Annotated in this window: 20 protein-coding genes and 2 rRNA genes (1 of these 22 only partly in view); 5 read left to right on the plus strand and 17 right to left on the minus strand. The window is 66.4% G+C overall.

Annotation, left to right across the window (positions count from 1 at the left end):
- Nucleotides 1-49 precede the first annotated feature (49 nt).
- The 4 genes from AC3RCE_RS22210 to AC3RCE_RS22225 are packed head-to-tail and all read right to left on the minus strand — an operon-like array spanning nt 50 to nt 3,366.
- Nucleotides 50-1,468 carry a patatin-like phospholipase family protein gene (locus tag AC3RCE_RS22210; protein ID WP_492253987.1) on the minus strand — a complete coding sequence of 473 codons (1,419 nt, stop codon included), beginning with the start codon at nt 1,466-1,468 and terminating at the stop codon, nt 50-52.
- Between the two features lie 27 nt (nt 1,469-1,495).
- The gene (locus tag AC3RCE_RS22215) at nt 1,496-2,149 is read right to left on the minus strand and encodes an HAD family hydrolase (protein ID WP_492253988.1); all 654 of its coding nucleotides are present in this window, start codon (nt 2,147-2,149) and stop codon (nt 1,496-1,498) included.
- A 50-nt stretch (nt 2,150-2,199) separates the two neighbouring features.
- Nucleotides 2,200-2,652, minus strand: coding sequence for a YchJ family protein (locus tag AC3RCE_RS22220; RefSeq protein ID WP_492253989.1), 453 nt, complete (start codon nt 2,650-2,652; stop codon nt 2,200-2,202).
- Nucleotides 2,653-2,667: 15 nt separating this feature from the next.
- On the minus strand, nt 2,668-3,366 hold the full coding sequence (locus AC3RCE_RS22225; protein WP_218296283.1) for a DUF4197 domain-containing protein: 699 nt from the start codon (nt 3,364-3,366) through the stop codon (nt 2,668-2,670).
- 132 nt (nt 3,367-3,498) lie between these two features.
- Here AC3RCE_RS22225 and AC3RCE_RS22230 point away from each other — a divergent pair, with 132 nt between their 5' ends.
- Nucleotides 3,499-3,978, plus strand: coding sequence for a DUF421 domain-containing protein (locus AC3RCE_RS22230; RefSeq protein ID WP_218296284.1), 480 nt, complete (start codon nt 3,499-3,501; stop codon nt 3,976-3,978).
- A gap of 74 nt (nt 3,979-4,052) precedes the next feature.
- Here the strand turns inward: AC3RCE_RS22230 and AC3RCE_RS22235 are convergent, their stop codons facing one another.
- Entirely contained in the window at nt 4,053-5,120 is a 1,068-nt protein-coding gene (locus AC3RCE_RS22235) for a hypothetical protein (RefSeq protein WP_218296285.1), read from the minus strand.
- Between the two features lie 183 nt (nt 5,121-5,303).
- Here AC3RCE_RS22235 and AC3RCE_RS22240 point away from each other — a divergent pair, with 183 nt between their 5' ends.
- The 3 genes from AC3RCE_RS22240 to AC3RCE_RS22250 are packed head-to-tail and all read left to right on the plus strand — an operon-like array spanning nt 5,304 to nt 7,957.
- Complete coding sequence (locus tag AC3RCE_RS22240; RefSeq protein WP_218296286.1) at nt 5,304-5,957, plus strand: LuxR C-terminal-related transcriptional regulator; 654 nt, start codon at nt 5,304-5,306, stop codon at nt 5,955-5,957.
- 21 nt (nt 5,958-5,978) lie between these two features.
- Entirely contained in the window at nt 5,979-6,173 is a 195-nt protein-coding gene (locus AC3RCE_RS22245; RefSeq protein WP_218296287.1) for a hypothetical protein, read from the plus strand.
- A complete protein-coding gene (locus AC3RCE_RS22250) occupies nt 6,170-7,957 on the plus strand; it encodes a hybrid sensor histidine kinase/response regulator (protein WP_492253990.1) in 1,788 nt (595 codons plus the stop codon). The genes AC3RCE_RS22245 and AC3RCE_RS22250 overlap by 4 nt, the downstream gene beginning before the upstream one ends.
- A 64-nt stretch (nt 7,958-8,021) precedes the next feature.
- Here the strand turns inward: AC3RCE_RS22250 and AC3RCE_RS22255 are convergent, their stop codons facing one another.
- The 10 genes from AC3RCE_RS22255 to AC3RCE_RS22300 form a co-directional block, all read right to left on the minus strand.
- Complete coding sequence (locus AC3RCE_RS22255; RefSeq protein WP_492253991.1) at nt 8,022-9,152, minus strand: acyl-CoA dehydrogenase family protein; 1,131 nt, start codon at nt 9,150-9,152, stop codon at nt 8,022-8,024.
- A gap of 42 nt (nt 9,153-9,194) precedes the next feature.
- Nucleotides 9,195-9,863, minus strand: a complete 669-nt coding sequence (locus tag AC3RCE_RS22260; protein ID WP_492253992.1) for an SDR family oxidoreductase — start codon at nt 9,861-9,863, stop codon at nt 9,195-9,197.
- A gap of 87 nt (nt 9,864-9,950) precedes the next feature.
- Nucleotides 9,951-10,583, minus strand: a complete 633-nt coding sequence (locus AC3RCE_RS22265) for a pyridoxamine 5'-phosphate oxidase family protein (protein WP_492253993.1) — start codon at nt 10,581-10,583, stop codon at nt 9,951-9,953.
- 13 nt (nt 10,584-10,596) lie between these two features.
- Nucleotides 10,597-11,652, minus strand: coding sequence for a DUF695 domain-containing protein (locus tag AC3RCE_RS22270; protein WP_492253994.1), 1,056 nt, complete (start codon nt 11,650-11,652; stop codon nt 10,597-10,599).
- A gap of 46 nt (nt 11,653-11,698) precedes the next feature.
- A complete protein-coding gene (locus AC3RCE_RS22275) occupies nt 11,699-12,892 on the minus strand; it encodes an acetyl-CoA C-acyltransferase (RefSeq protein WP_492253995.1) in 1,194 nt (397 codons plus the stop codon).
- 55 nt (nt 12,893-12,947) lie between these two features.
- Nucleotides 12,948-14,753 (minus strand): bifunctional isocitrate dehydrogenase kinase/phosphatase, encoded by a 1,806-nt coding sequence (gene aceK, locus AC3RCE_RS22280; RefSeq protein ID WP_492253996.1) that lies wholly within the window; start codon nt 14,751-14,753, stop codon nt 12,948-12,950.
- Nucleotides 14,754-14,801: 48 nt separating this feature from the next.
- Nucleotides 14,802-15,461, minus strand: a complete 660-nt coding sequence (gene can / locus AC3RCE_RS22285) for a carbonate dehydratase (protein WP_010466789.1) — start codon at nt 15,459-15,461, stop codon at nt 14,802-14,804.
- A 34-nt stretch (nt 15,462-15,495) separates the two neighbouring features.
- Nucleotides 15,496-16,686, minus strand: coding sequence for an isovaleryl-CoA dehydrogenase (locus AC3RCE_RS22290; RefSeq protein ID WP_218339915.1), 1,191 nt, complete (start codon nt 16,684-16,686; stop codon nt 15,496-15,498).
- Nucleotides 16,687-16,727: 41 nt separating this feature from the next.
- On the minus strand, nt 16,728-17,189 hold the full coding sequence (locus tag AC3RCE_RS22295) for a PaaI family thioesterase (protein ID WP_218296296.1): 462 nt from the start codon (nt 17,187-17,189) through the stop codon (nt 16,728-16,730).
- Between the two features lie 48 nt (nt 17,190-17,237).
- Nucleotides 17,238-17,633: a MerR family transcriptional regulator gene (locus AC3RCE_RS22300; protein ID WP_218296297.1), complete on the minus strand. Its 396-nt coding sequence runs from the start codon at nt 17,631-17,633 to the stop codon at nt 17,238-17,240.
- Between the two features lie 125 nt (nt 17,634-17,758).
- Between AC3RCE_RS22300 and AC3RCE_RS22305 the strand changes: the two genes are divergently transcribed.
- The gene (locus AC3RCE_RS22305) at nt 17,759-18,838 is read left to right on the plus strand and encodes an MBL fold metallo-hydrolase (protein ID WP_492253997.1); all 1,080 of its coding nucleotides are present in this window, start codon (nt 17,759-17,761) and stop codon (nt 18,836-18,838) included.
- 301 nt (nt 18,839-19,139) lie between these two features.
- Here AC3RCE_RS22305 and rrf read toward each other — a convergent pair.
- Nucleotides 19,140-19,252: ribosomal RNA gene (gene rrf / locus AC3RCE_RS22310) — 5S ribosomal RNA — on the minus strand.
- Between the two features lie 143 nt (nt 19,253-19,395).
- Nucleotides 19,396-20,462 (minus strand): 23S ribosomal RNA (locus AC3RCE_RS22315) (it continues 1,812 nt past the right edge of the window).

Genomic DNA, 20,462 nt, shown 5'->3' on the forward strand with positions numbered 1-20,462 from the left:
CGAAAGGCCTGCCCGCGCGGGCTGGCGGCCTACCGGCCCCGCGCCTCTGTCACTGCGACGGCGGCGGCGACCTGGGTGCGCCGTGCAGCAATGACTGCACCAGCGCGCGGAACTCGGGCGAATGCCGCAGCACGCTGCCGCCGGCCTCGATGAGGTCGGTGACCTCTTCGTGGGAGATGGAGAACGCCGTGGGCACCTGCAGCAGGCGCCGCCGCGCCACGTCGTCCGGCGCGTCGCGCAGGTTCACGGGAATCACATGGATCTCGGCATCGGGCGCGAAGGCATCGCCGCTGCCCGTGGAGCCCGCGACCAGGGCCTGGCGCCACTGCTGGGTGATGTCGCGCAGGAACTCCTGTGTCTCGCGCGTGGCGCGTGCGCCGGTGCCGAACAGCAGCGCATCCACCACCTGGGCCATGTTGGGCACCTGGTCGCTCATGTCGATGTTGACCGACGGATCGCGCTCCGCGTTCACGGTGATCAGCACCAGCTTGCGGATGGTGGCGGGCGGGATGCCCACCTCGCTGAACGTCTGGCGCAGGCCGCCGCCCGCCAGGGCCCGGTCCAGCAGGCGCTGCACGCCCAGGTTGTCGGCCAGGCCGCCGTCCACCAGGTGGATGTAGGGCTTGCGCTGCGCGTCGGTGTAGCTCAGTTCGTGCGCGCGGTACAGCCGGGCGCGGTAGTCGCCAGCGGCCGCGGCGCGCGCGCTGGCCGTGGAGCCGGTGCGGCGTTCAGGGCACTGGTCGGCGTAGTTCTTGAGCGTCATCGGGCTGAGCAGCAGCGGCACGGCCGACGAGGAAGCGACCGCAAACGACAGCGGCACCTTGCGCAGGTCCGAGCAGATCAGCGTGAACTGCTCCCAGGTGAACTCGAAGCCCGTGCCCAGCGACATGTCGGTGGCGGTGATGAACAGTTGCGGGTGGCGCGGGCGCCGCTCCACATCGCCGAAGGTCAGCCCGCCGTACAGGTCGTCCAGCCGCCGCGCGAGCAGGTGGGTGCGGCCCAGCCAGGGCGAGGTCAGGTCCACCAGGTTGCCGGGCCGCAGGGCCTGGGTGATGAGGCTGTTCTGGAAGTTCTGCCGCAGGAAGTCGTGCTCGAACCGGGGCAGCCCCTCGATGCCATGCGCCGCGAAGTAGGCGGCAACAATGCTGCCGCCCGACACGCCGCTCACCACGTCCGTGGCGTCCAGCAGGGTGGTGTCCCGCCCATTCCAGCGAAAGCGGGTCTGCTGCATCTCGGTCAGCACGCCGAAGCCGAAGGCGGCCGCGCGCGCGCCGCCGCCCGAAAGCGTCACGGCCACCAGGATGGTGGGGTCGCGCTCGGACTTGCGCACGGGGATGTCCCGGTCTTCGGGCGGCAGCGGCTCGTTGATCCAGGGGCGCACCGACGAGCAGCCCATGAGAACGCCGAGGGCCGCGAGCGCGGCGCAGTTGCGTAGCCACCGTGGCAGCTGGCTGCTGTGCTTGGGCATGGCGTGTCCTGGTGCGAACAGCAGCGGTCAGCAGCCCAGCAAGGCCGGCAGTTCGGCCATGCTGCGAAACACCTCAGACGCCCCCGCCGCGCGCAGGGCCTCGCCATCGTCCAGCGGCGCATAGGCAAACACCGTGGCGCCCGCCGCCACCCCCGCAGTGACGCCCGTCACCGTGTCTTCGACCACCGCGCAGCGCAGGGGCTGCGCCTGCAGCGCGGCGGCCGCCGCCAGGTACACGTCCGGCGCGGGCTTGGTGCGCGGCATTTCGTGGCCGCTGAAGATGCGGCCCTCGAAGAAGGGCGTGAGGCCCACCTTGGCCAGCTGCATCTCCACCTTGTGCCGGTCGGCCCCCGAGGCGCAGGCGATGCGCCCGCCGTGGTGCGCGTGCACGCGCTCGATGGTGCCGTGGATGTGCTCGATGGCCGTGAGGCGCTGGTCCAGCTCGGCATTGCGCCGCGCATAGAAATCGGCCATCCATGCATCGGTGAGCGGCCGGCCGGTGTGGGTCTCGATGCGGGCGGCCTCGCTGCGCACGGTCTTGCCGATGAAGATGCGCATGCACTCCTGGGCGCTCAGGGCCCAGCCGGCCTCCGCGAGCATGTCGCGCAGCACGCCGTTGGTGATGGGTTCGCTGTCCACCAGGACCCCGTCGCAGTCGAACAGTATTGCTTCAAATTTCATAGCTTATGGCGCTTATGGATAAAGGGCTTGAGGTCATTCTCATGCAAATTTCAACCGTGGACATCGCCATCCACATAGAACCAGCGCCCGCCTTCGCGCACGAAGCGGCTGGTCTCGTGCAGGCGCACGGCACGGCCGCCCACGCGGTAGCGCGCCACGAACTCGACTTCCGCACGGCCTTCGCCCGTGGCGCGGTGGCCGCGCACCGCAAGCCCGAGCCACCGCGCGCCCGCATCGAAATCCATCGACGCGGGGCGCGTGGTGGGGTGCCAGGTGGCCTGCAGGTACTCGGCCCGCTCGCCCACGAACGCGGTGTACCGGGACCGCATGAGGCTTTCGGCGTCGGGCGCGGGCGCCGCTTCCAGATGGTCCAAATAGCAGCCGCAGCAGTCGGCATAACGCAGCACGGCGGCCGTGCCGCCGGCGCGCCGGCCCGCGGGCGCCACGGTGCGTCCGCACGGGCAGGGTGCGCTGTCGGCCAGGGCCATGGGCGGGGTGCGCATCGCGGTGAACGGCGATCAGCGCAGCGCGCCGAACACCTTGCGGGCGATGGCACTGCCCGCGCCGGCCGGGTCCTGGCGGATGCGGCGCTCTTCCTCGCCGATCATGGTGTACAGACCATCGAGCGTCTTGCCGGTGACGTACCGCGCCAGGTTGGCCTCTTCGGGCTTGAGCAGTCCGAAGCCCGCGGCCTTGCCAGCGAAGGCGTTGTACTTCTGGGTGAGGCCCACCTTCTCCGTCGCCTGGTCCACCACCGGCAGGAAGCGCTCCCCCAGCGGCACGCGCGTCTTCTCGGCGAAGAAGGCCGTCACCGAGGTGCTTCCTCCCGCCAGGATGTTCTTGGCGTCCGTCACCGTCATGTTCTGCACCGCGCCCACGAGCAGGTCCTTGCCCATGGGCACGGCGGCCTCGGCGGCGCGGTTGATGGAGGTGACCAGCTCATCGACGCGCTTGCCCTGGCCCAGCGACTTCATGACCTTGGCCGCGTCGTCCAGGTAGCCGGGAAGCCCGATGCGCACCTTGGGATTGCCCAGGAAACCGTCGGGCCGCCCCAGCAGCGACACCGCGGCCTGGGCGCCCTGGCCCAGCGCGGCCTTGAGGCCACCCGTGGCATCGGCATTGGAGAGATCGCCCAGCGACAGGGCCCAGGCCTGCTGCCAGCTGGCGCACAGCAGCGCCCCCAGGGCACTGGCTTGGTGGAATTGGCGGCGTTGCATGGAGGTGTTTTCTTTCTGTAAAGGGACCGGGGCCGCACGGGGCGTGGGCCGGCCTGGCAGGTGGCATGTCCGGGATTTTCGCTCAGCGCCGTAGACTGGCACGCGACACAACCCTCCAACAAGGAGCCTGCAATGTGGGAAATGAATGTGCCGTGGTGGGAGTTCGTGCTGCGCGGCGTGGTGGTCTATGTCTTTTTGCTGGTGTTCCTGCGCCTGACAGGCAAGCGGCAGACAGGGCAGTACGCGCCGTTCGACCTCGTGCTGCTGCTGATCCTGTCCAACGCGGTGCAGAACTCGATGAACGCGGGCGACAACTCGCTGGTGGGCGGGCTCGTCTCGGCCACCACGCTCATCGGCTGCCACGTGGTGCTGGCGCAGCTGACGTTCCGCTTCGCGTGGATGGAGCGGCTGATCGACGGCACGCCGCGGGTGCTGGTGGAGCAGGGACAGGTGAACGCCGACCTCCTGCGCAAGGAGCTGCTTTCACCGGACGACCTCGAGGCCGCGCTGCGCGCCAGCGGATGCCTGCACCTGCACGAGGTGGAGCGCGCGACCATCGAGACCAATGGGCAGATCACGGTGGTGCTGCGGCGCCGGGGCAGTGGCGGCTGAAATTCCGCCCCCGCCCCCGTCCAGCCGCCCGGCCGTGCCCGCGGGCCGCCACGGCCCGCAGGGAGCACGGGGGTTCAGTTCTGGGTGTAGCAGGCCTTGTTCTGGATGGAGATGTCGGCCGAGGCCTCCACGGCGGCGGCCGAGCCGAACAGGCTCGGGTTCTGGTCGCCCAGCGGGCACAGATAGGGGCCCTTGCGCGCCCACACGGTGCGCGAGGTCAACCCCGTGACCTGGGCCCAGCTGCCCCAGAAGGCGGCGAGCGTGGGTGTCGCGCCCGTGCGGTCAAACGTGAAATTGCCCCCATCGCCCCCTTGCCCGCCAATGACCGCGCCCGCGGCGGTGCAGTTCCCGTCGGAGTAGGTCGCCACGCCCAGGCTGACCGTGGCCCGGGTCTCGCCTTGCCGCACGATGCGCCACAGCGACCGGCCCCATTGGCCCGGGCCGATGGGCGTGCAACGCTCCTGCTTCCAGTCCCCCTGCGGCAGTGCCACGGCCGTGGTGCAGGCCACCTCCACCGAGCCGACATGGGCCGAACCCACCGTGCCGCTGCCGTTGCGCACCGCGCAGTTCTGGCCTGCGGGCGGGGTCTTCACCGTGACGGCATAGGGGCTGCCCGTGGCCACCGCCGTGGAAAACGCGAAGCCACCGTTGCTGGCCAGGGACAGGTCATCGCCGCCGTTGTTCTGCAGCACCACTGCGCCGCCCGCCAGGCCCGATACCGAGCCCCCCACCGTGAAGGTGGCCGCCGCCAGGTTCTCGCAGCGCACCTGCACATCGCCCACGTTCGCGGTGGCGGTGCCCGTGCCTTGCGCCACGGCGCAACGCTGGCCGCCGGGCTGCGTCCTGACGGTGACGGCATAGGCCACGCCGCGGTCCAGCCGGGCCGCGAACACAAAACCGCCGTTGGCGCTCAGGGCCAGGTCATCGCCGCCATTGTTCTGCAGGGTCAGCGCCTTGCCGGCGCCCAGGCCGACCACGGAGCCCCCCACGGTGAAGGCCCCGGCCGTGGGCGGGGGCGTGGTGCCGCCGTCGCCATCGCCGCCCCCGCAGCCCGCCAGCAACACCGCGGCCAGCCCAAGAGGGGCCCAGCGGACTGCGGGCCGTGCGTGGTGCCGGGTGAACTTTGCGCTTGTGGGGGTCATGAACGGAAACCTCCTGGGTGGTGAATGAATGGGTGAAACGGGGGCGGATTCTGTGCGGCACGCCGCCCGCCGCAAAACCCTACCGAGGTAGGGTTTGCGCGCCGCCCCTTCCGGTCCACACTTGGCAGAATTTGCTTTGCTGCGGCATCCTGGCGCCCGGCGCCGCAGCGCCCCCCGGCCCCCATGTCACCCTATGCACTCATCCTGGACGACCACCCGCTGGTAGCACGCGGCGTGGCCGAATTCCTGCGCTTGCGCCTGCCCTACCTGGAGGTGGCCGTGGCCGGGTGCGCCGATGACTTTCTGCCGCTGGTGGCCACGCGGGGTGCCCCCGCCATCGCGCTCGTCGACTTCTGGCTGGCCGAAGGTGCCGCGCTGGGCCTGATCGCGCTGGTGCGCGAGCACTGCCCCGGCACCGCGCTGGCGGTCGTCAGCGGCGACGACGACCCGGCCATGATGGAGCGCGTGCGCCAGGCGGGCGCGCACGGCTTCATCCACAAGCAGACTCCGCCAGAGATCTTCGCCCAGGCGGTGGAGGCCCTGCTGGGCGGCCTGGCCTGGTTTGTGCCCGCCCCCCCCGGCAACCAGCCCCCGCGCAGCCGCGACCTGCCGGTCACGCCTGCCGAACTGGGCCTGTCGGTGCGCCAGGGCGAAATCCTGGCGCTGGTGCTGCAGGGGCTGCCCAACAAGCGCATCGCGCTGCAGTACGACCTGTCGGAGAGCACGGTCAAGGAGCACATGAGCGCCATCCTCCTGCGCCTGGGCGCACGCACCCGCGTGGAGGCCATCACGGGACTGCGCGGGCGCCGGCTGGTCCTGCCCGATCCACCCGCCTGAACACCGGCCCGCCCGCGCCCCATGCCACTCCAGTTCTTGCCGCGCCGCTGGTTTCCCCACCCCCATCCCCGCGCCGGCACCGGACCGGGCGAGCGCGGCCAGGTGCGCATCCCGGCCTGGACCGCGGTCCACGCCCGCGCGGCCCTGGGCATGTGGCGGCAGGTGCGCCGGCTGCGGCGCCGCCGGGAGGCGGCGGCCACCTTCGCAGGCACATGACGCCCAACACCAAGGCCCCGGGCCACGCGCACGGCGCGCCCAGCGCACAAGGCTGGCTGCTGCTGCTCGAAGCCTCTTTTGCGCGCCTGCGGCTGGGCATGTCGGTCATGCCCGCCATGGGGCTGCTGTTTGGCCTGCTGCTGGGCTGGCAGGGTGGGCAGGCCATGCCTCTGCTGGCGTGGGGAGGCGCATACCTGCCCGTGTTGCTGTTCGTGGGGTGGGGCCACCGGCAGTACCGGCGCGAACGCGCCTTGCGGCCGCCCGAAGTCCTGCTGCCCCCCTGGACCCGCCGCGTGTGCTACCTGGCCCTGGTGCACGGGGTAGGTGTTTCACTCTCGATAGCGTTGTCGCTGGGCCACGCCAGCTACGAATTCATGCTGTTGCTGCATATCACGCTGGCGGGCATTCTGGCCGCCAACGCAGCGCAGATGACCGCCACGCTCGCTGTCTACCGCATGTATTTCGTGGGTGCGGTGGGTGGGCTGGCGATGATCCCCTGGGCGTTTCCGGCGCAGTGGCCGTTTGTACTGCCCATGACGCTGGTGATGGCCGCCGTGATCTACCGCAGCGCCATGAACTCGCACCGGTTCTTCGTGCGCCAGGTGGTGCTGGAAGAGCGCAGCCGCGACCTGGCCGAGCGCTACCGCGAGGCCAGCGACGCGGCCGAAGCCGCGCTGGCCGAGAAGAACCGGTTTCTGAGCACCGCCGCCCACGACCTGCGCCAGCCCGTGCACGCCATGGCGTTGCTGGCCGAAGCCATTGCGCTGCAGGGCCAGGACCACCCGCACATCGGCCCCTTGCTGGGCCAGTGGCGGCTGAGCATGCACTCGCTCAGCCAGATGTTCGATGCCCTGCTCGACCTGTCGCGCATCGAATCAGGCACGGTGGAGCTGCGGCCCGCGCCCGTGCCGCTGGCCCACCTGTTCGACGACCTGCGCCACCAGTTCGTCACCGAAGCCACCGCACGCGGGCTGGCCCTGCGCATGCGCCCGCCCCCGGCGCACGCCACGGTGCTGGCCGACCCCGCGCTGGTGCGGCAGTCGCTGGCCAACCTGGTGCACAACGCCTTGCGCTACACACTGCGGGGCGGGGTGCTGGTGGGCGCACGGCAGCGCGGTGGCCACTGGCGGCTGGAGGTGTGGGACACCGGCGAAGGCGTGGCACCACAGGAGCAGGCCGCCATCTACCAGGCCTTCTACCGCCCGCAGAGCGCGGGGCACCTCCACCGCGAAGGCCACGGCCTGGGGCTGGCCGTGGTGGCGCGCTGCGTGGCGCTGATGGGTGCACGCCAGGGCATGGCCTCGCGTCCGGGGCGGGGGTCGTGTTTCTGGATCGAGCTGCCGGCCACGGCCGCGCCTGCGCTGGCGCCCGACGCACGTGGCACCGCCGCGCCACGCACCTGGCCCCGCCTGCAGGGCCGGTGCCTGGTGCTGGACGACGATCCCCACGTGCTGCGGGCCTGGTCGGCCCTGCTGGGCGGCTGGGGCATCGCGTTGCGCACCGCCCGCACCCCCGGCGAGGCCCACGCCCACCTGGACAACGGCTTTGCACCGCAGGCCATCCTGTGCGACCAGCACCTGTCGTCGGGCGATAGCGGCTTTGACGTGCTGCGCGTCCTGCTGGAGCGCTGCCCCGCCGCGCGCGGAGCCATGGTGAGCGGCGAGTTTGACTCACCCGCCCTGCACGAGGCCGATGCCGAGGGCTACCTGGTGCTGCGCAAGCCCGTGGATGTGGACGCGCTCCATGCGGTGCTGGCCCAGTGGCTGCCGCAGCAGGAAACTTGAACAAAACAGGCCCTGGCGCTTTCCCATCCTGCGCCAAAAGCTATTCAATTCATAGCAATCAGCATCAAGCCAGCGCGCGCTGAATGATGATCTTCTGCACGTCGCTCGTGCCTTCGTAGATCTGACACACGCGCACGTCGCGGTAGATGCGCTCCACCGGGAAGTCGTTCACCACGCCGTAGCCGCCCAGGGTCTGGATGGCGGCGCTGCACACGCGTTCGGCCATCTCGCTGGCGAACAGCTTGGCCATGGCGGCTTCCTTCAGGCAGGGCCGGCCCGCATCGCGCAGCGCGGCGGCGTGCCAGATGAGCTGGCGCGCGGCTTCGATCTGCGTGGCGCAGTCGGCCAGGCGAAAGCCCACGGCCTGGTGGTTGAAGATGGCGGTGCCGAAGCTCTCGCGCTCTTTCGAATACGCCAGCGCCACGTCGAAGGCACTGCGTGCCATGCCCACGCTTTGCGCGGCGATGCCGATGCGGCCGCCCTCGAGCGCGCCCAGGGCGATCTTGTAGCCCTCGCCTTCCGCGCCGATCAGGTTTTCGGCCGGAATGCGGCAGTGGTCGAAGTTGATCTGCGCGGTGTCGCTGCTGTGCTGGCCCAGCTTGTCTTCGAGCCGCGCGACCACGTAGCCCGGGTTGCTGGTGGGCACGAGGAAGGCGCTCATGCCCTTCTTGCCCGCGCCCTTGTCGGTCACGGCGATGACGATGGCCACGTGGCCGTTCTTGCCGCTGGTGATGAACTGCTTGACGCCGTTGATCACGTATTCATCGCCCTGCTTCACCGCCGTGGTGCGCAGTGCGGACGCGTCGGACCCCACATGCGGCTCGGTCAGGCAGAACGCGCCCAGCATCTCGCCACGGGCCAGCGGCGTGAGCCAGTCGCGCTTTTGCTGGGCGTTGCCATAGCGCATGAGGATGGCGTTGACCGGGCAGTTGGTCACGCTGATGGCGGTGCTGGTGCCGCCGTCGCCGGCCGCGATCTCTTCAAGCACCAGCGCGAGGGTGACGTAGTCGAGGTGGGCGCCGCCAAATTCTTCGGGCACGCAGATGCCATACGCGCCCAGTGCAGCCAGGCCCTGGTGCGCCTCCTTGGGGAAGTGGTGTTCCTTGTCCCAGCGCGCGGCGTGGGGCCACAGCTGTTCCTGCGCGAAGTCGCGCACCGCGTCGCGGATCATTTCCTGGTCTTGGGTCAGCAGCATCGGGGTTGTCTCCAGAAGTCGTTGTGGGTTCGGTCGAAAGGGTTACCAGTGGGTGGCGCGACGGCCGTCGTGGTGCAGCAGGCGGCCCTTGTCGGCGGCGGTGACGCCCGCCACGGTGGCGCGCAGGCCGCGCACGCTGTCCTGCACCGTGAGCGCAGCGCCTTCGCCGCCCATGTCGGTCTGCACCCAGCCGGGGTCGATGGTGATGAGCGTGGCGCCTGGGTAGTCGTGCTGGGCCGCGGCCACCGCCATGTTCAGCGCCGCCTTGCTGGTGCGATACAGCCAGGAGCCGCTGCCCGGCACGCTGCCAATCTGCGACATGGACGAGGACAGGAACGCGAACACGCCCTGCGCGTCGGCCACCAGGGGCGCGACCTGCGGCAGCGCCTGCATGGCGCCCAGCACGTTGGTGTGCATGACGGCATCGAAGTCCTGCTGCGTGGGCGGCGTGAGCGCGTTGGGACGGCGGATGGCGCCCGCCACATACCAGGCGGTCTCGATCTTTTCGCCGTCCAGTTGCCAGGCCAGGCCACTCACGCTGGCGGGTTGGGCCACGTCGATGGTCAGCACCTCGGCGCCCAGGGCCTGCACCCGTTCGCGGCCCGCGTCGTCGCGCACGGTGGCGATCACGCGGCGGCCCGCCTCGGCGTACTGGCGCACCAGCTCCAGACCGATGCCGCGCGATGCGCCGATGACAAGTATGGATTTCATGGTTGAAATTTGGATTGAATTGGACCCTGGCGCTTATGCATCAAGCGCCAATAGCTATCAAAATAGTAGCAATCACTCTCAACACCCTCAGGCGTCGCCGAGCTGCTGCTCCTGCGCCAGTTGGGCGCGGTAGCGCTGCAGCATCGCCACTTGCGACTCAGGCTCGGTGGCGAGGCCCATCTGGTCGTGGATCATCTGGCCCATCGTGGGCAGCGCGGCGCGGTCCACCTGCGCATCGGCGGACCACAGCCGCGAGCGCATGAAGGCCTTGGAGCAGTGCAGATACGCCTCGGCCACGCGCACTTCGATCACCATCTTTGGGCGCTGGCGCTCGGCCGTGAAGAAGTCCGTGTACAGCGCCTCGTCGCGCAGGCGCGCGGTGCCGTTCACCCGCAGGGTTTCGTCCACGCCCGGAATCATGAACAGCAGGCCGATGCGCGGGTCATCGAGCAGGTTGGTCAGGGTGTCGAGCCGGTTGTTGCCCCCCGCGTCGGGCAGCAGCAGGGTGTGCGCATCGGGCGACTTCACGAAACCGGGCGCACCGCCGCGCGGCGAGGCATCGAGCAATGCGCCATGGAGACCACCACTGGCCACCACGCAGAACGGCGACAGGGCAATGAAGCGCTGGCAGTGCGCATCCAGCTGCGGTTGCTGCTTGTGCAGGGCCCGCTCGCTTGGGGCGGCATACAGGGCGCGCAGCTGCTCGGTGGTTTCGATCATGGTCGCGTCCAGGTCAATGCAAGGCAAATTCGAAGTAGCCCGACCACGCCGGGTCATAGGTGGTGGACAGCACCAGCGACTCGGCCTCTTCCCGCAGCAGCAGGGGTGCCAGCGCCTGCCTGGCCAGTTGCTCGTCGCCCACGTAGTAGACGGCCTTGCGGCGCCCGGCACGGGTCAGGGTGTAGGCCAGGATGCCCAGCTGGGGCAGCTCCAGCAGCGTGGCGGCCTGGTCCTGCAGCGCCTGCACGGCGGCCAGCTCATCGCGATCCCCCACGGCCAGGTCCAGCACCAGCGCGTGCGACAGGTCGGCGCGCATGGCCACGGGGCTGGCGCTGCGGTTGACCATGACAATGGCGGTGTCCTCGCGCCCCCCGGGGCCTTCGTCGTCGTCGCCATCTCCGGGCTCGCCGCCGAACGCCAGAGTCATGCCCGACCAGTCGTGTTCACCCGCCGGGAAGTCTCCCGTGCGGCCCAGCGTCTCGATCCAGTAGCGATCAAACACCGGAGGCAACTGGCTGAGTGGGACCCACTGCGCCTGCGGGTCGCCAGCCTGCCCGACAAAATCCACCGCCCCCACCTTGACGGCGAAATCGTACTCGCCGAGCACATGGTCGAGCATGATGAACGCCATGTTGCGCGCATGGTCCTGGTAGTCGCTCGGGATCTCGCGGCCAAAGCGGATCTCCAGCGCGGCCTGCCCGCCATCCTGGTCCAGGGCGATGAACACCTCGGACGTGGCCAGCTGGAAACCGTCCATGCCGATGGGAAAGTCCGGCTGCGTGGTGCGCTCGCGGAACGCGCGCACGCGGTAGTTCTGCAGCGCGGGCGCGGCCGCCACCGCCTGCATCAGCAGTGGAAATTTTTCGGTGCTGCCGTGGGCGGTGACGATGAGGTCCACCACCGCATCGCCGTCGCCGCCGGACATCTCCAGCGCCAGGCCGCCCAGGTGGCGCTCAATGAGCGCGTTGGCGGACTCGACCCGCTCGCGCAGCGGCTGGGCCTGGAGCGATGCCTGGGCATCGGAAAACGCGCGCCAGAAGGCGGTGATCTCGGGAGAGGGTGCGGTCATCACTGTCCTTGTGAAAAGAGCCAAATCATCCCATCTCCCTCCCGCATCAAACGAGTTCCAGCGCCACCGCCGTGGCTTCGCCGCCGCCGATGCACAGCGTGGCCAGGCCCTTGGTCAGGCCGCGCGCCTGGAGGGCATACATCAGCGTGACCATGATGCGGGCACCGCTGGCACCGATGGGGTGGCCCAGGGCGCAGGCGCCGCCGTTCACGTTGACCTTGTCGTGCGGCAGGTCCAGCTCTTTCATCAGCGCCATGGGCACCACGGCGAAGGCCTCGTTGATCTCCCACAGCTGCACGTCGCCCACTTCCCAGCCGGCCTTGGCCAGCGCCTTCTGCGTGGCGCCCAGGGGGGCGGTGGCGAACCACTCGGGCTCTTGCGCGTGGATGGCGTGGCTCACGATGCGCGCCAGCGGCTTGGCCCCGAGCTTCTTCGCGGTGGATTCGCGCATCATCACCAGCGCGGCGGCGCCGTCGTTGATGCTGGAGCTGGATGCGGCGGTGATGGTGCCGTCCTTCTTGAAGGCGGGCTTCAAGGTGGCGATCTTCTCCAGCTTGACCTTGCCCGGGCCTTCGTCCACCGACACCACGGTCTCGCCCGCGCGGGTCTTGACGGTGACGGGCACGATCTCGGCCGCGAACGCGCCGGACTCGGTGGCGGCCTTGGCGCGCTGCACGCTGGCCGTGGCGAACGCGTCCTGCTGCTCGCGCGTGAACTGGTACTTGGCGGCGCAGTCTTCGCCAAAGGTGCCCATGCTGCGGCCTGCTTCATAGGCGTCTTCCAGGCCGTCGAGCATCATGTGGTCGAAGATGCGGTCATGGCCCAGGCGGTAGCCGCCGCGGCCCTTCTGCAGCAGGTAGGGGGCGTTGGTCATGCTCTCCATGCCGCCGGCCACCATCACGTCGTGCGTGCCGGCCAGCAGCATGTCGTGCGCCATCATCGCGGCCTTCATGCCCGAGCCGCACATCTTGCTGAGCGTGACCGCGCCAGCGCCCTTGGGCAGGCCGCCCTTGAAGGCCGCCTGGCGTGCGGGCGCCTGGCCCTGGCCGGCCATCAGGCAGTTGCCGAACAGCACCTCGCCCACGGCGTCGGGTGACACACCGGCGCGCTCGATGGCGGCCTTGATCGCGGCGCCGCCCAGGTCGTGCGCGGCCAGGCTGGAAAAGTCGCCCTGCAGCGAGCCCATGGGGGTGCGCGCGGCGCCGACGATGACGATGGGGTCTTGGGTGGATGCGGACATGGTGCAAATCTCCTGGGAAGGGTTCAGACGAAAGTCGGGGGTTGAATGAAATGGACTACCGGGCCGGCGCGCCCTGCGCGAAGCGCCGGTCCGTGTCGTAGGGAAAAACGTCGAACATGTGGCCCGCCTGGATGCGCTCCTTGTGCGACTGCCAGAACGCGGCGTCGAGCAGGTCGGCGTGGTGCGACATGAACACCTCGCGCACGGCGTCGTTGCCGAGCAGGAAAGGGCCGAAGGTTTCGGGGAACACATCGCGCGGGCCCACGCTGTACCAGACCTCGCCGCTCATCTCTTCCTCCTCGTTGCGCGGCGTGGGCACGCGGCGGAAGTTGCAGTCGGTGAGGTATTCGATCTCGTCGTAGTCGTAGAACACGACCTTGCCATTGCGCGTGACGCCGAAGTTCTTCCAGAGCATGTCGCCGGGGAAGATGTTGGCGGCCACGAGGTCCTTGATGGCGTTGCCGTATTCGATGACGCTGTGCTCCATCTGCTGGCGCGCACGCGGGTCGGAGAGCCCGGTGTCAAAGGCCTCCTGCAGGTAGATGTTGAGCGGGATCATGCGCCGCTCGATGTACAGGTGCTTGATGATGACTTCGGTCTGGCCGTCGCCATCGCGGTCGCTGATCTCCAGCTGGCTGGGGGCGAACTTCTCGATCTCGGCAATCAGTGCATCGTCAAACCGGTCGCGGGGAAAGGCCACCTCGCTGTACTCCAGCGTGTCGGCCATGCGGCCCACGCGGTCGTGCTGCTTGACCAGCAGGTACTTGGCCTTGATCTGCTCGCGCGTGGTTTCCTTCTGGTGCGGGAAATAGTCCTTGATGAGCTTGAACACGAACGGAAAGCTCGGCAGGTCGAACACCAGCATCACCATGCCCTTGATGCCGGGGGCGATGCGAAACTGATCGCTGGAATGCTTCAGGTGGTACAGGAAGTCGCGGTAGAACAGGGTCTTGCCCTGCTTGGCCAGGCCCAGCGCGTTGTAGATCTCGGCCCGCGGCTTGCGCGGCATGAGGCTGCGCAGGAACTGCACGTAGGCGCTGGGCACCTCCATGTCCACCATGAAGTAGGCGCGGGCGAAACTGAACAGCATCTGCATATCGTCTTCGCCGAACAGCGCGGCATCGATGAAAAGCCTCCCAGCATCGTCGTGCAGGATGGGCAGCGCAAACGGCACTTCGTTGAAGCCGTTGATGATCTTGCCCACCACATAGGCGCCCTTGTTGCGGAAGAACAGGCTGGTGAGCACCTGGATCTGGAAGTTGGCGCGCAGCCGCACCTTGTCGAGGCGGCCGCGCACGGCGGCCACCACGCAGGCACTGTCTCGCGCCAAGTCCGCAAACTCACGCTGCAACTGGAAGTTCTCGATGATGGTCTGGAACGTCTCGTGCAGGTTGTCGCGGGAGGGGTAGTACGCGCGGTAGGTGGGGCGCGCCGCGGGCTCTTCGTTCTCGATGTATTCGGTGCTGACCGCGGGCCGCACGAAGATGAAGTCGTTGTGGAAATGCGTGCGGTGCAGGATCTTGGTCGTGATCGAGTTGAAGAAGGTCTCTGCCAGCTCGGGCTGGTGGTGGTTGACCAAGAGGCCGATGTAATGCAGCTTGATCTGGTGCCACACGTCCATGGGCTGCGCGCCCGCGCTGAATTCCTTCTCCAGCCGGCGCACGCATTCTTTCACGCGCAGGTCATAGAACTCGATGCGTTCGCGCTGCGCCCGCTGCTGGCCGTGCCAGTCGCCGGTTTCGAAGCGGTGCTTGGCCCGCGCCGACTCGGTGCGGAACAGCCGGTAGTGCCGGTTGAAACCGTCCATCATGGCCTTGGCAATGCCGTAGGCCTGGGGAGCATCAAGCCGTTGCGGGAACATGGCAGTCTTTCAGCGCAGGCATCGCAATGCGGTCAGGCAAGAGGCGGGCTATTGCCTTTTGACGGCAGCCACACCAGCGATCGCCGCCTTGTACAGCGAGTCCAGGCCTTCGGTGCTGCCCACGGACATGTGCAGGTTGTTGATGAGACCGTCCTTGAGCCCATAGCACCAGCCGTGCAGCGTGACCTTCTGGCCCCGTCCCCACGCATCGAGCATCACCGTGGTCTGGGCGATGTTGACCACCTGCTCGATGGCGTTGAGTTCGCACAGCACGTCGTGGCGCCACTCCGGGGCGGTGGCGGCAATCAGGTCGCGGTGGCGGTCACGCACGTCCTGCACATGGCGGATCCAGTTGTCGGCCAGGCCCACGCGCGTGCCTTCCAGGGCCGCCAGCACGCCACCACAACCATAGTGTCCCACCACCATGAGGTGCTCGATGTGCAACTGGTCCACCGCGTACTGGATGGTGGAAAGGCAGTTCAGGTCGGTGGGCACCACCACATTGGCCACGTTGCGGTGCACGAACACTTCGCCCGGCTCCAGGCCCGTGATCTGGTTGGCGGGCACGCGGCTGTCGGAGCAGCCGATCCACATGTACTTGGGCTTTTGCTGGGCCAGCAGGCTGGTGAAGAACCCGGGCCGCTCGCGCTCCATCTGGGCCGCCCAGGCGCGGTTGTGAACAAACAGGTCGTCGATCGAGGAGGGCATGTTGTCCTTGGAGAGTCAGTGAAAGAAGTGAAGCTCAGCAGGTTTCGGCGAACAGCTCGCGGCCGATCAGCATGCGGCGGATCTCGCTGGTGCCCGCACCGATCTCATACAGCTTGGCATCGCGCCACAGGCGGCCCAGCGGGTATTCGTTGATGTAGCCATTGCCACCGTAGATCTGCACGCCTTCGCCGGCCATCCAGGTCGCCTTTTCCGCGCACCACAGGATCACGCTGGCGCAGTCCTTGCGCACCTGGCGCACGTGGTCGGTGCCGAGCATGTCGAGGTTCTTGGCCACAGTGTAGGCAAACGAGCGCCCCGCCTGCAGCACGGTGTACATGTCGGCCACCTTGCCCTGGATGAGCTGGAACTCGCCAATGCTCTGGCCGAACTGCTTGCGGTCGTGAATGTACGGGATCACGTTGTCCATCACGGACTGCATGATGCCCAGCGGGCCGCCGGTCAGCACCGCACGTTCGTAGTCCAGGCCGCTCATCAGCACCTTGGCGCCCTGGTTCAGGCCACCGAGCACATTGGCGGCGGGCACTTCGACATTGTTGAAAACCAGCTCGCCCGTGTGGCTGCCACGCATGCCCAGCTTGTCGAGCTTTTGCGCAATGCTGAATCCCGGCATGCCTTTTTCGATCAGGAAGGCCGTGACGCCACGCGCGCCCATTTCGGGTTCGGTCTTGGCGTACACCACGAGGGTGTCGGCATCCGGACCATTGGTGATCCACATCTTGTTGCCGTTGAGCAGGTAGTAGCCGCCCTTGTCCTCGGCCTTGAGCTTCATGCTGATCACATCGGAGCCCGCGCCCGGCTCGCTCATGGCCAGCGCACCCACATGTTCGCCACTGATGAGCTTGGGCAGGTACTTGGCCTTCTGTGCCTCGCTGCCGTTGCGGTTGATCTGGTTCACGCACAGGTTGCTGTGCGCGCCGTAAGACAGGCCCACGGAGGCGCTGGCGCGGGAGATTTCCTCCATGGCCACCATGTGGGCGAGGTAGCCCATGGCGGCGCCGCCATATTGCTCGGGCACCGTGATGCCGAGCACGCCCAGGTCGCCCATCTTGCGCCACAGGTCCATGGGGAACTGGTCGCTGCGGTCGATCTCGGCCGCGCGCGGCGCGATCTCGGCCTGCGCAAAGTCGCGCACGGCATCGCGCAGGGCATCGATATCCTCGCCCAGTTGGAAGTTGAGGCCAGGCAGGTTGGCGGGAATGCTCATGGTGAATGTCTCCTCAAAACAGATTGTGGAAGGTGGCTTGTTCAGCCTTGGATGTTGTCGCGCCCGGTGACGGCCATGAGGGTGCACCCCATGGTGGCCACCAGCTTTTCCTGGGAGTTTTCTATGGCGAAGGCACGGCCCTCGCACACGGTGATGGTGCGGCCGGGCTTCAGCACCCGTCCCTCCATGCGAAAACGCTGGCCCTTGGCGGGGGCCAGCAGGTTGATCTTGAATTCGATGGTGAGCACGGCGGCGTCGGGGCCCATCAGGGTGAAACCCGCATAGCCACAGGCCGAATCCAGGGCGGTGGCCACCATGCCGGCATGCAGGAAGCCATGCTGCTGGGTAAGTGCCGGAGCCCATTCGAGCTCGATGTCGACCGCCCCCGCCGCCACGCGGGCCAGGCGCGCGCCCAACGTCTGCATGGCGCCCTGAAGGGCGAAGCTGGCGCGCACGCGCTCCGCGTAGTCAGCGCACCGGGGCTCAAGGGGGGGCGTGCTCAAGGCAATCTCCTGATCAGCATTTACGTTTACGTAAACGTCAATTATGAATCATTTTTGCTTTTCGACCTTCAGCAAGAGTGCCCGCGCCTCGTTTTCATGCTCCTGGACCTCCTCCAGATTGGCCTGCAGGTCAGCCATCTGTTCCTCGAGCTGCTTGCGATGGACGACAAGCACATCCAGAAACTTGCGCAGCTGCACGCCCGTGTCGCGGGGACTGTCGTACAGGTCGATGATCTCCTTGGCCTCCGTCAGCGACAGCCCCAGTCGCTTGGCGCGGAGCGTGAGGCGCAATCGGGTCCTGTCACGGGCACTGTAGACGCGGTTTCGGCCCGCTGGTCCCGTGCGTTCCGGTTGCAGCAGGCCCATGTCTTCATAAAAGCGGATCGCCCGCGTGGTGAGATCAAACTCTTTGGCGAGATCGCTGATGGTGTAGGTGTTGGCCATGGTGGGTACTGCGTGCAGCAAGGTCGGTTTCGCACAGGAGACAGCCCCGCGGCCGCAGCTCCCTACAATGCATCGGATGCATGACGTTTACGTTAACGTCAATGCTAACCCATACCACGACCGCCATGAACCCACTCGAACACCAGATCCACTACCCGCTTGGCGATGCACTCCCTCCGCAGGGGGGCACCATGGAAGTCGCACCTGGCGTCAAGTGGATCCGCATGGGCCTGCCATTCGCGCTGGACCACATCAACCTGTGGTTGCTGCGCGACCGGCAACCCGACGCCGACGGCACCATGGTCAGCGGCTGGACGGTGGTGGACTGCTGCATCGACAGTGCGACCACGCGTGCACAGTGGGAGCAGGTTTTTGCGAGCAGCCTGGAAGGGTTGCCGATTTTGCGCGTGATCGTGACCCACATGCATCCGGACCACATCGGGCTGGCGCATTGGCTGTGCGACCGATGGAAAGTACGCCTTTGGATCAGCGCCACCGACTACAACGTGGCGAGAACCGCGGTATACGACCGCAATGGATTCGGTGGCGAGGCCAGCGCCGACTTCTATGCCCTGCATGGCATGCAGGATGTGGAATTTCTCCAGCATGTCCGGGGACGCGTGTCGTACTTCCCGACCCTGGTGCCCGCCCTGCCTCCGACCTTCCGCAGGCTTATGGAAGGTGATGTCATCGAAATCGGTGGCCGCGATTGGCAGTGCATCAGCGGGTACGGGCATGCGCCTGAGCACATTGCCCTGTATTGCGCAGAATTGTCCTCCCTGATCAGTGGCGACATGGTGTTGCCGCGCATTTCCACCAACGTCAGCGTCCACGCGGCAGAACCCGAATCGGACCCTCTGCGGCTTTTTTTGGCCTCCCTGCTCCGGTACCTCGCATTGCCGGCTGACACGCTTGTCCTGCCGTCTCATGGCAAACCCTTCCAGGGATTGCATGAACGCATCCAGCAACTGCAGAACCATCACCGGGATCGGCTGGCAGAAATCCTGGAGGCTGCGAAATCGGGCCCTTTGTCAGCGGCGGATGTGCTGCCCATCATGTTCAAGCGAAAGCTGGATGCCCACCAGATGACCTTTGCGATGGGCGAGGCGCTGGCCCATCTGCACCTGCTGTGGTTTGACAGCCAACTGCATCGGGTTCTCGACGCCGCTGGCGTTCACAGGTTTGCCCCCCCACGCAAGCATTGAACTTGCGCGAACCGCCGGTGCATTGGAGCTCAGGCGCCTTCGTCATGCGTGTGGGTGGCGCAGTGGTGGAAAGGCGCTACCCGCGTATAGGCAGGTGCCGCAGAGTGATGAAGAAGACGTGTGGCGGGTTTTTCGCGAAGCGGGGGCACAAGAGCAGGGTGAGTCCATTCCATCAGACGCTCATAGAGCTCACCAAGGTCCAGACCAGCAGAGAACCTAGCTGAATGGATGCTTGCTTTTCGCCGTTCCCCAAAGCAAAAAACCCCAGTCATTGCTGACTGGGGTTTTCTGGGCTGTAAGAGCCTGACGATGACCTACTTTCACACGGGAACCCGCACTATCATCGGCGCAAAGTCGTTTCACTGTCCTGTTCGGGATGGGAAGGAGTGGTACCAACTTGCTATGGTCATCAGGCATAACTTGGTGCTGGGCTGTTCGTGGAACAGCCTGGCGAATTCATAGAGTATGGAATCAGATTTTGTGTCTTTTGACTGCGTCAACTTGGCATAACAATCTTTGAGCTTTGCACACTTGCGTGTGTTGGCTATCAAAGTTATAGGGTCAAGCCGCACGAGCAATTAGTATCAGTTAGCTTAACGCATTACTGCGCTTCCACACCTGACCTATCAACGTCCTGGTCTTGAACGACTCTTTAGGGGGCTCAAGGCCCCGGCAGATCTCATCTTGAAACGAGTTTCCCGCTTAGATGCTTTCAGCGGTTATCTCTTCCACACTTAGCTACTCGGCAATGCCACTGGCGTGACAACCGATACACCAGAGGTGTGTCCACTCCGGTCCTCTCGTACTAGGAGCAGGCTTCCTCAAATCTGCAGCGCCCACGGAAGATAGGGACCAAACTGTCTCACGACGTTTTAAACCCAGCTCACGTACCTCTTTAAATGGCGAACAGCCATACCCTTGGGACCGGCTACAGCCCCAGGATGAGATGAGCCGACATCGAGGTGCCAAACACCGCCGTCGATATGAACTCTTGGGCGGTATCAGCCTGTTATCCCCAGAGTACCTTTTATCCGTTGAGCGATGGCCCTTCCATACAGAACCACCGGATCACTATGTCCTGCTTTCGCATCTGCTCGACTTGTCAGTCTCGCAGTTAAGCACGCTTATGCCATTGCACTATCGTCACGATGTCCGACCGTAACTAGCGTACCTTCGAACTCCTCCGTTACGCTTTGGGAGGAGACCGCCCCAGTCAAACTGCCTACCATGCACTGTCCCCGATCCAGATAATGGACCTAGGTTAGAACCTCAAACACACCAGGGTGGTATTTCAACGTTGGCTCCATGAGATCTAGCGACCTCACTTCAAAGCCTCCCACCTATCCTACACAGATCTGTTCAAAGTCCAATACAAAGCTACAGTAAAGGTTCATGGGGTCTTTCCGTCTTTCCGCGGGGAGATTGCATCATCACAAACATTTCAACTTCGCTGAGTCTCAGGAGGAGACAGTGTGGCCATCGTTACGCCATTCGTGCAGGTCGGAACTTACCCGACAAGGAATTTCGCTACCTTAGGACCGTTATAGTTACGGCCGCCGTTTACTGGGACTTCAATCAAGAGCTTGCACCCCATCATTTAATCTTCCAGCACCGGGCAGGCGTC

It is taken from the genome of Acidovorax sp. GW823-FHT05D11, assembly GCF_058795695.1.

What these genes read in the sequence shown, in the direction of transcription:
- AC3RCE_RS22300 (WP_218296297.1), bottom strand. Translation starts at nt 17,633, where the DNA reads ATGGCCAACACCTACACCATCAGCGATCTCGCCAAAGAGTTTGATCTC.
- AC3RCE_RS22255 (WP_492253991.1), bottom strand. Translation starts at nt 9,152, where the DNA reads ATGCTGCTGACCCAAGACCAGGAAATGATCCGCGACGCGGTGCGCGAC.
- AC3RCE_RS22220 (WP_492253989.1), bottom strand. Translation starts at nt 2,652, where the DNA reads ATGCGCACCCCGCCCATGGCCCTGGCCGACAGCGCACCCTGCCCGTGC.
- AC3RCE_RS22215 (WP_492253988.1), bottom strand. Translation starts at nt 2,149, where the DNA reads ATGAAATTTGAAGCAATACTGTTCGACTGCGACGGGGTCCTGGTGGAC.
- AC3RCE_RS22235 (WP_218296285.1), bottom strand. Translation starts at nt 5,120, where the DNA reads ATGACCCCCACAAGCGCAAAGTTCACCCGGCACCACGCACGGCCCGCA.
- AC3RCE_RS22225 (WP_218296283.1), bottom strand. Translation starts at nt 3,366, where the DNA reads ATGCAACGCCGCCAATTCCACCAAGCCAGTGCCCTGGGGGCGCTGCTG.
- AC3RCE_RS22260 (WP_492253992.1), bottom strand. Translation starts at nt 9,863, where the DNA reads ATGAAATCCATACTTGTCATCGGCGCATCGCGCGGCATCGGTCTGGAG.
- AC3RCE_RS22250 (WP_492253990.1), top strand. Translation starts at nt 6,170, where the DNA reads ATGACGCCCAACACCAAGGCCCCGGGCCACGCGCACGGCGCGCCCAGC.
- can (WP_010466789.1), bottom strand. Translation starts at nt 15,461, where the DNA reads ATGCCCTCCTCGATCGACGACCTGTTTGTTCACAACCGCGCCTGGGCG.
- AC3RCE_RS22265 (WP_492253993.1), bottom strand. Translation starts at nt 10,583, where the DNA reads ATGATCGAAACCACCGAGCAGCTGCGCGCCCTGTATGCCGCCCCAAGC.
- AC3RCE_RS22210 (WP_492253987.1), bottom strand. Translation starts at nt 1,468, where the DNA reads ATGCCCAAGCACAGCAGCCAGCTGCCACGGTGGCTACGCAACTGCGCC.
- AC3RCE_RS22305 (WP_492253997.1), top strand. Translation starts at nt 17,759, where the DNA reads ATGAACCCACTCGAACACCAGATCCACTACCCGCTTGGCGATGCACTC.
- aceK (WP_492253996.1), bottom strand. Translation starts at nt 14,753, where the DNA reads ATGTTCCCGCAACGGCTTGATGCTCCCCAGGCCTACGGCATTGCCAAG.
- AC3RCE_RS22290 (WP_218339915.1), bottom strand. Translation starts at nt 16,686, where the DNA reads ATGAGCATTCCCGCCAACCTGCCTGGCCTCAACTTCCAACTGGGCGAG.
- AC3RCE_RS22230 (WP_218296284.1), top strand. Translation starts at nt 3,499, where the DNA reads ATGTGGGAAATGAATGTGCCGTGGTGGGAGTTCGTGCTGCGCGGCGTG.
- AC3RCE_RS22245 (WP_218296287.1), top strand. Translation starts at nt 5,979, where the DNA reads ATGCCACTCCAGTTCTTGCCGCGCCGCTGGTTTCCCCACCCCCATCCC.
- AC3RCE_RS22275 (WP_492253995.1), bottom strand. Translation starts at nt 12,892, where the DNA reads ATGTCCGCATCCACCCAAGACCCCATCGTCATCGTCGGCGCCGCGCGC.
- AC3RCE_RS22270 (WP_492253994.1), bottom strand. Translation starts at nt 11,652, where the DNA reads ATGACCGCACCCTCTCCCGAGATCACCGCCTTCTGGCGCGCGTTTTCC.
- AC3RCE_RS22240 (WP_218296286.1), top strand. Translation starts at nt 5,304, where the DNA reads ATGTCACCCTATGCACTCATCCTGGACGACCACCCGCTGGTAGCACGC.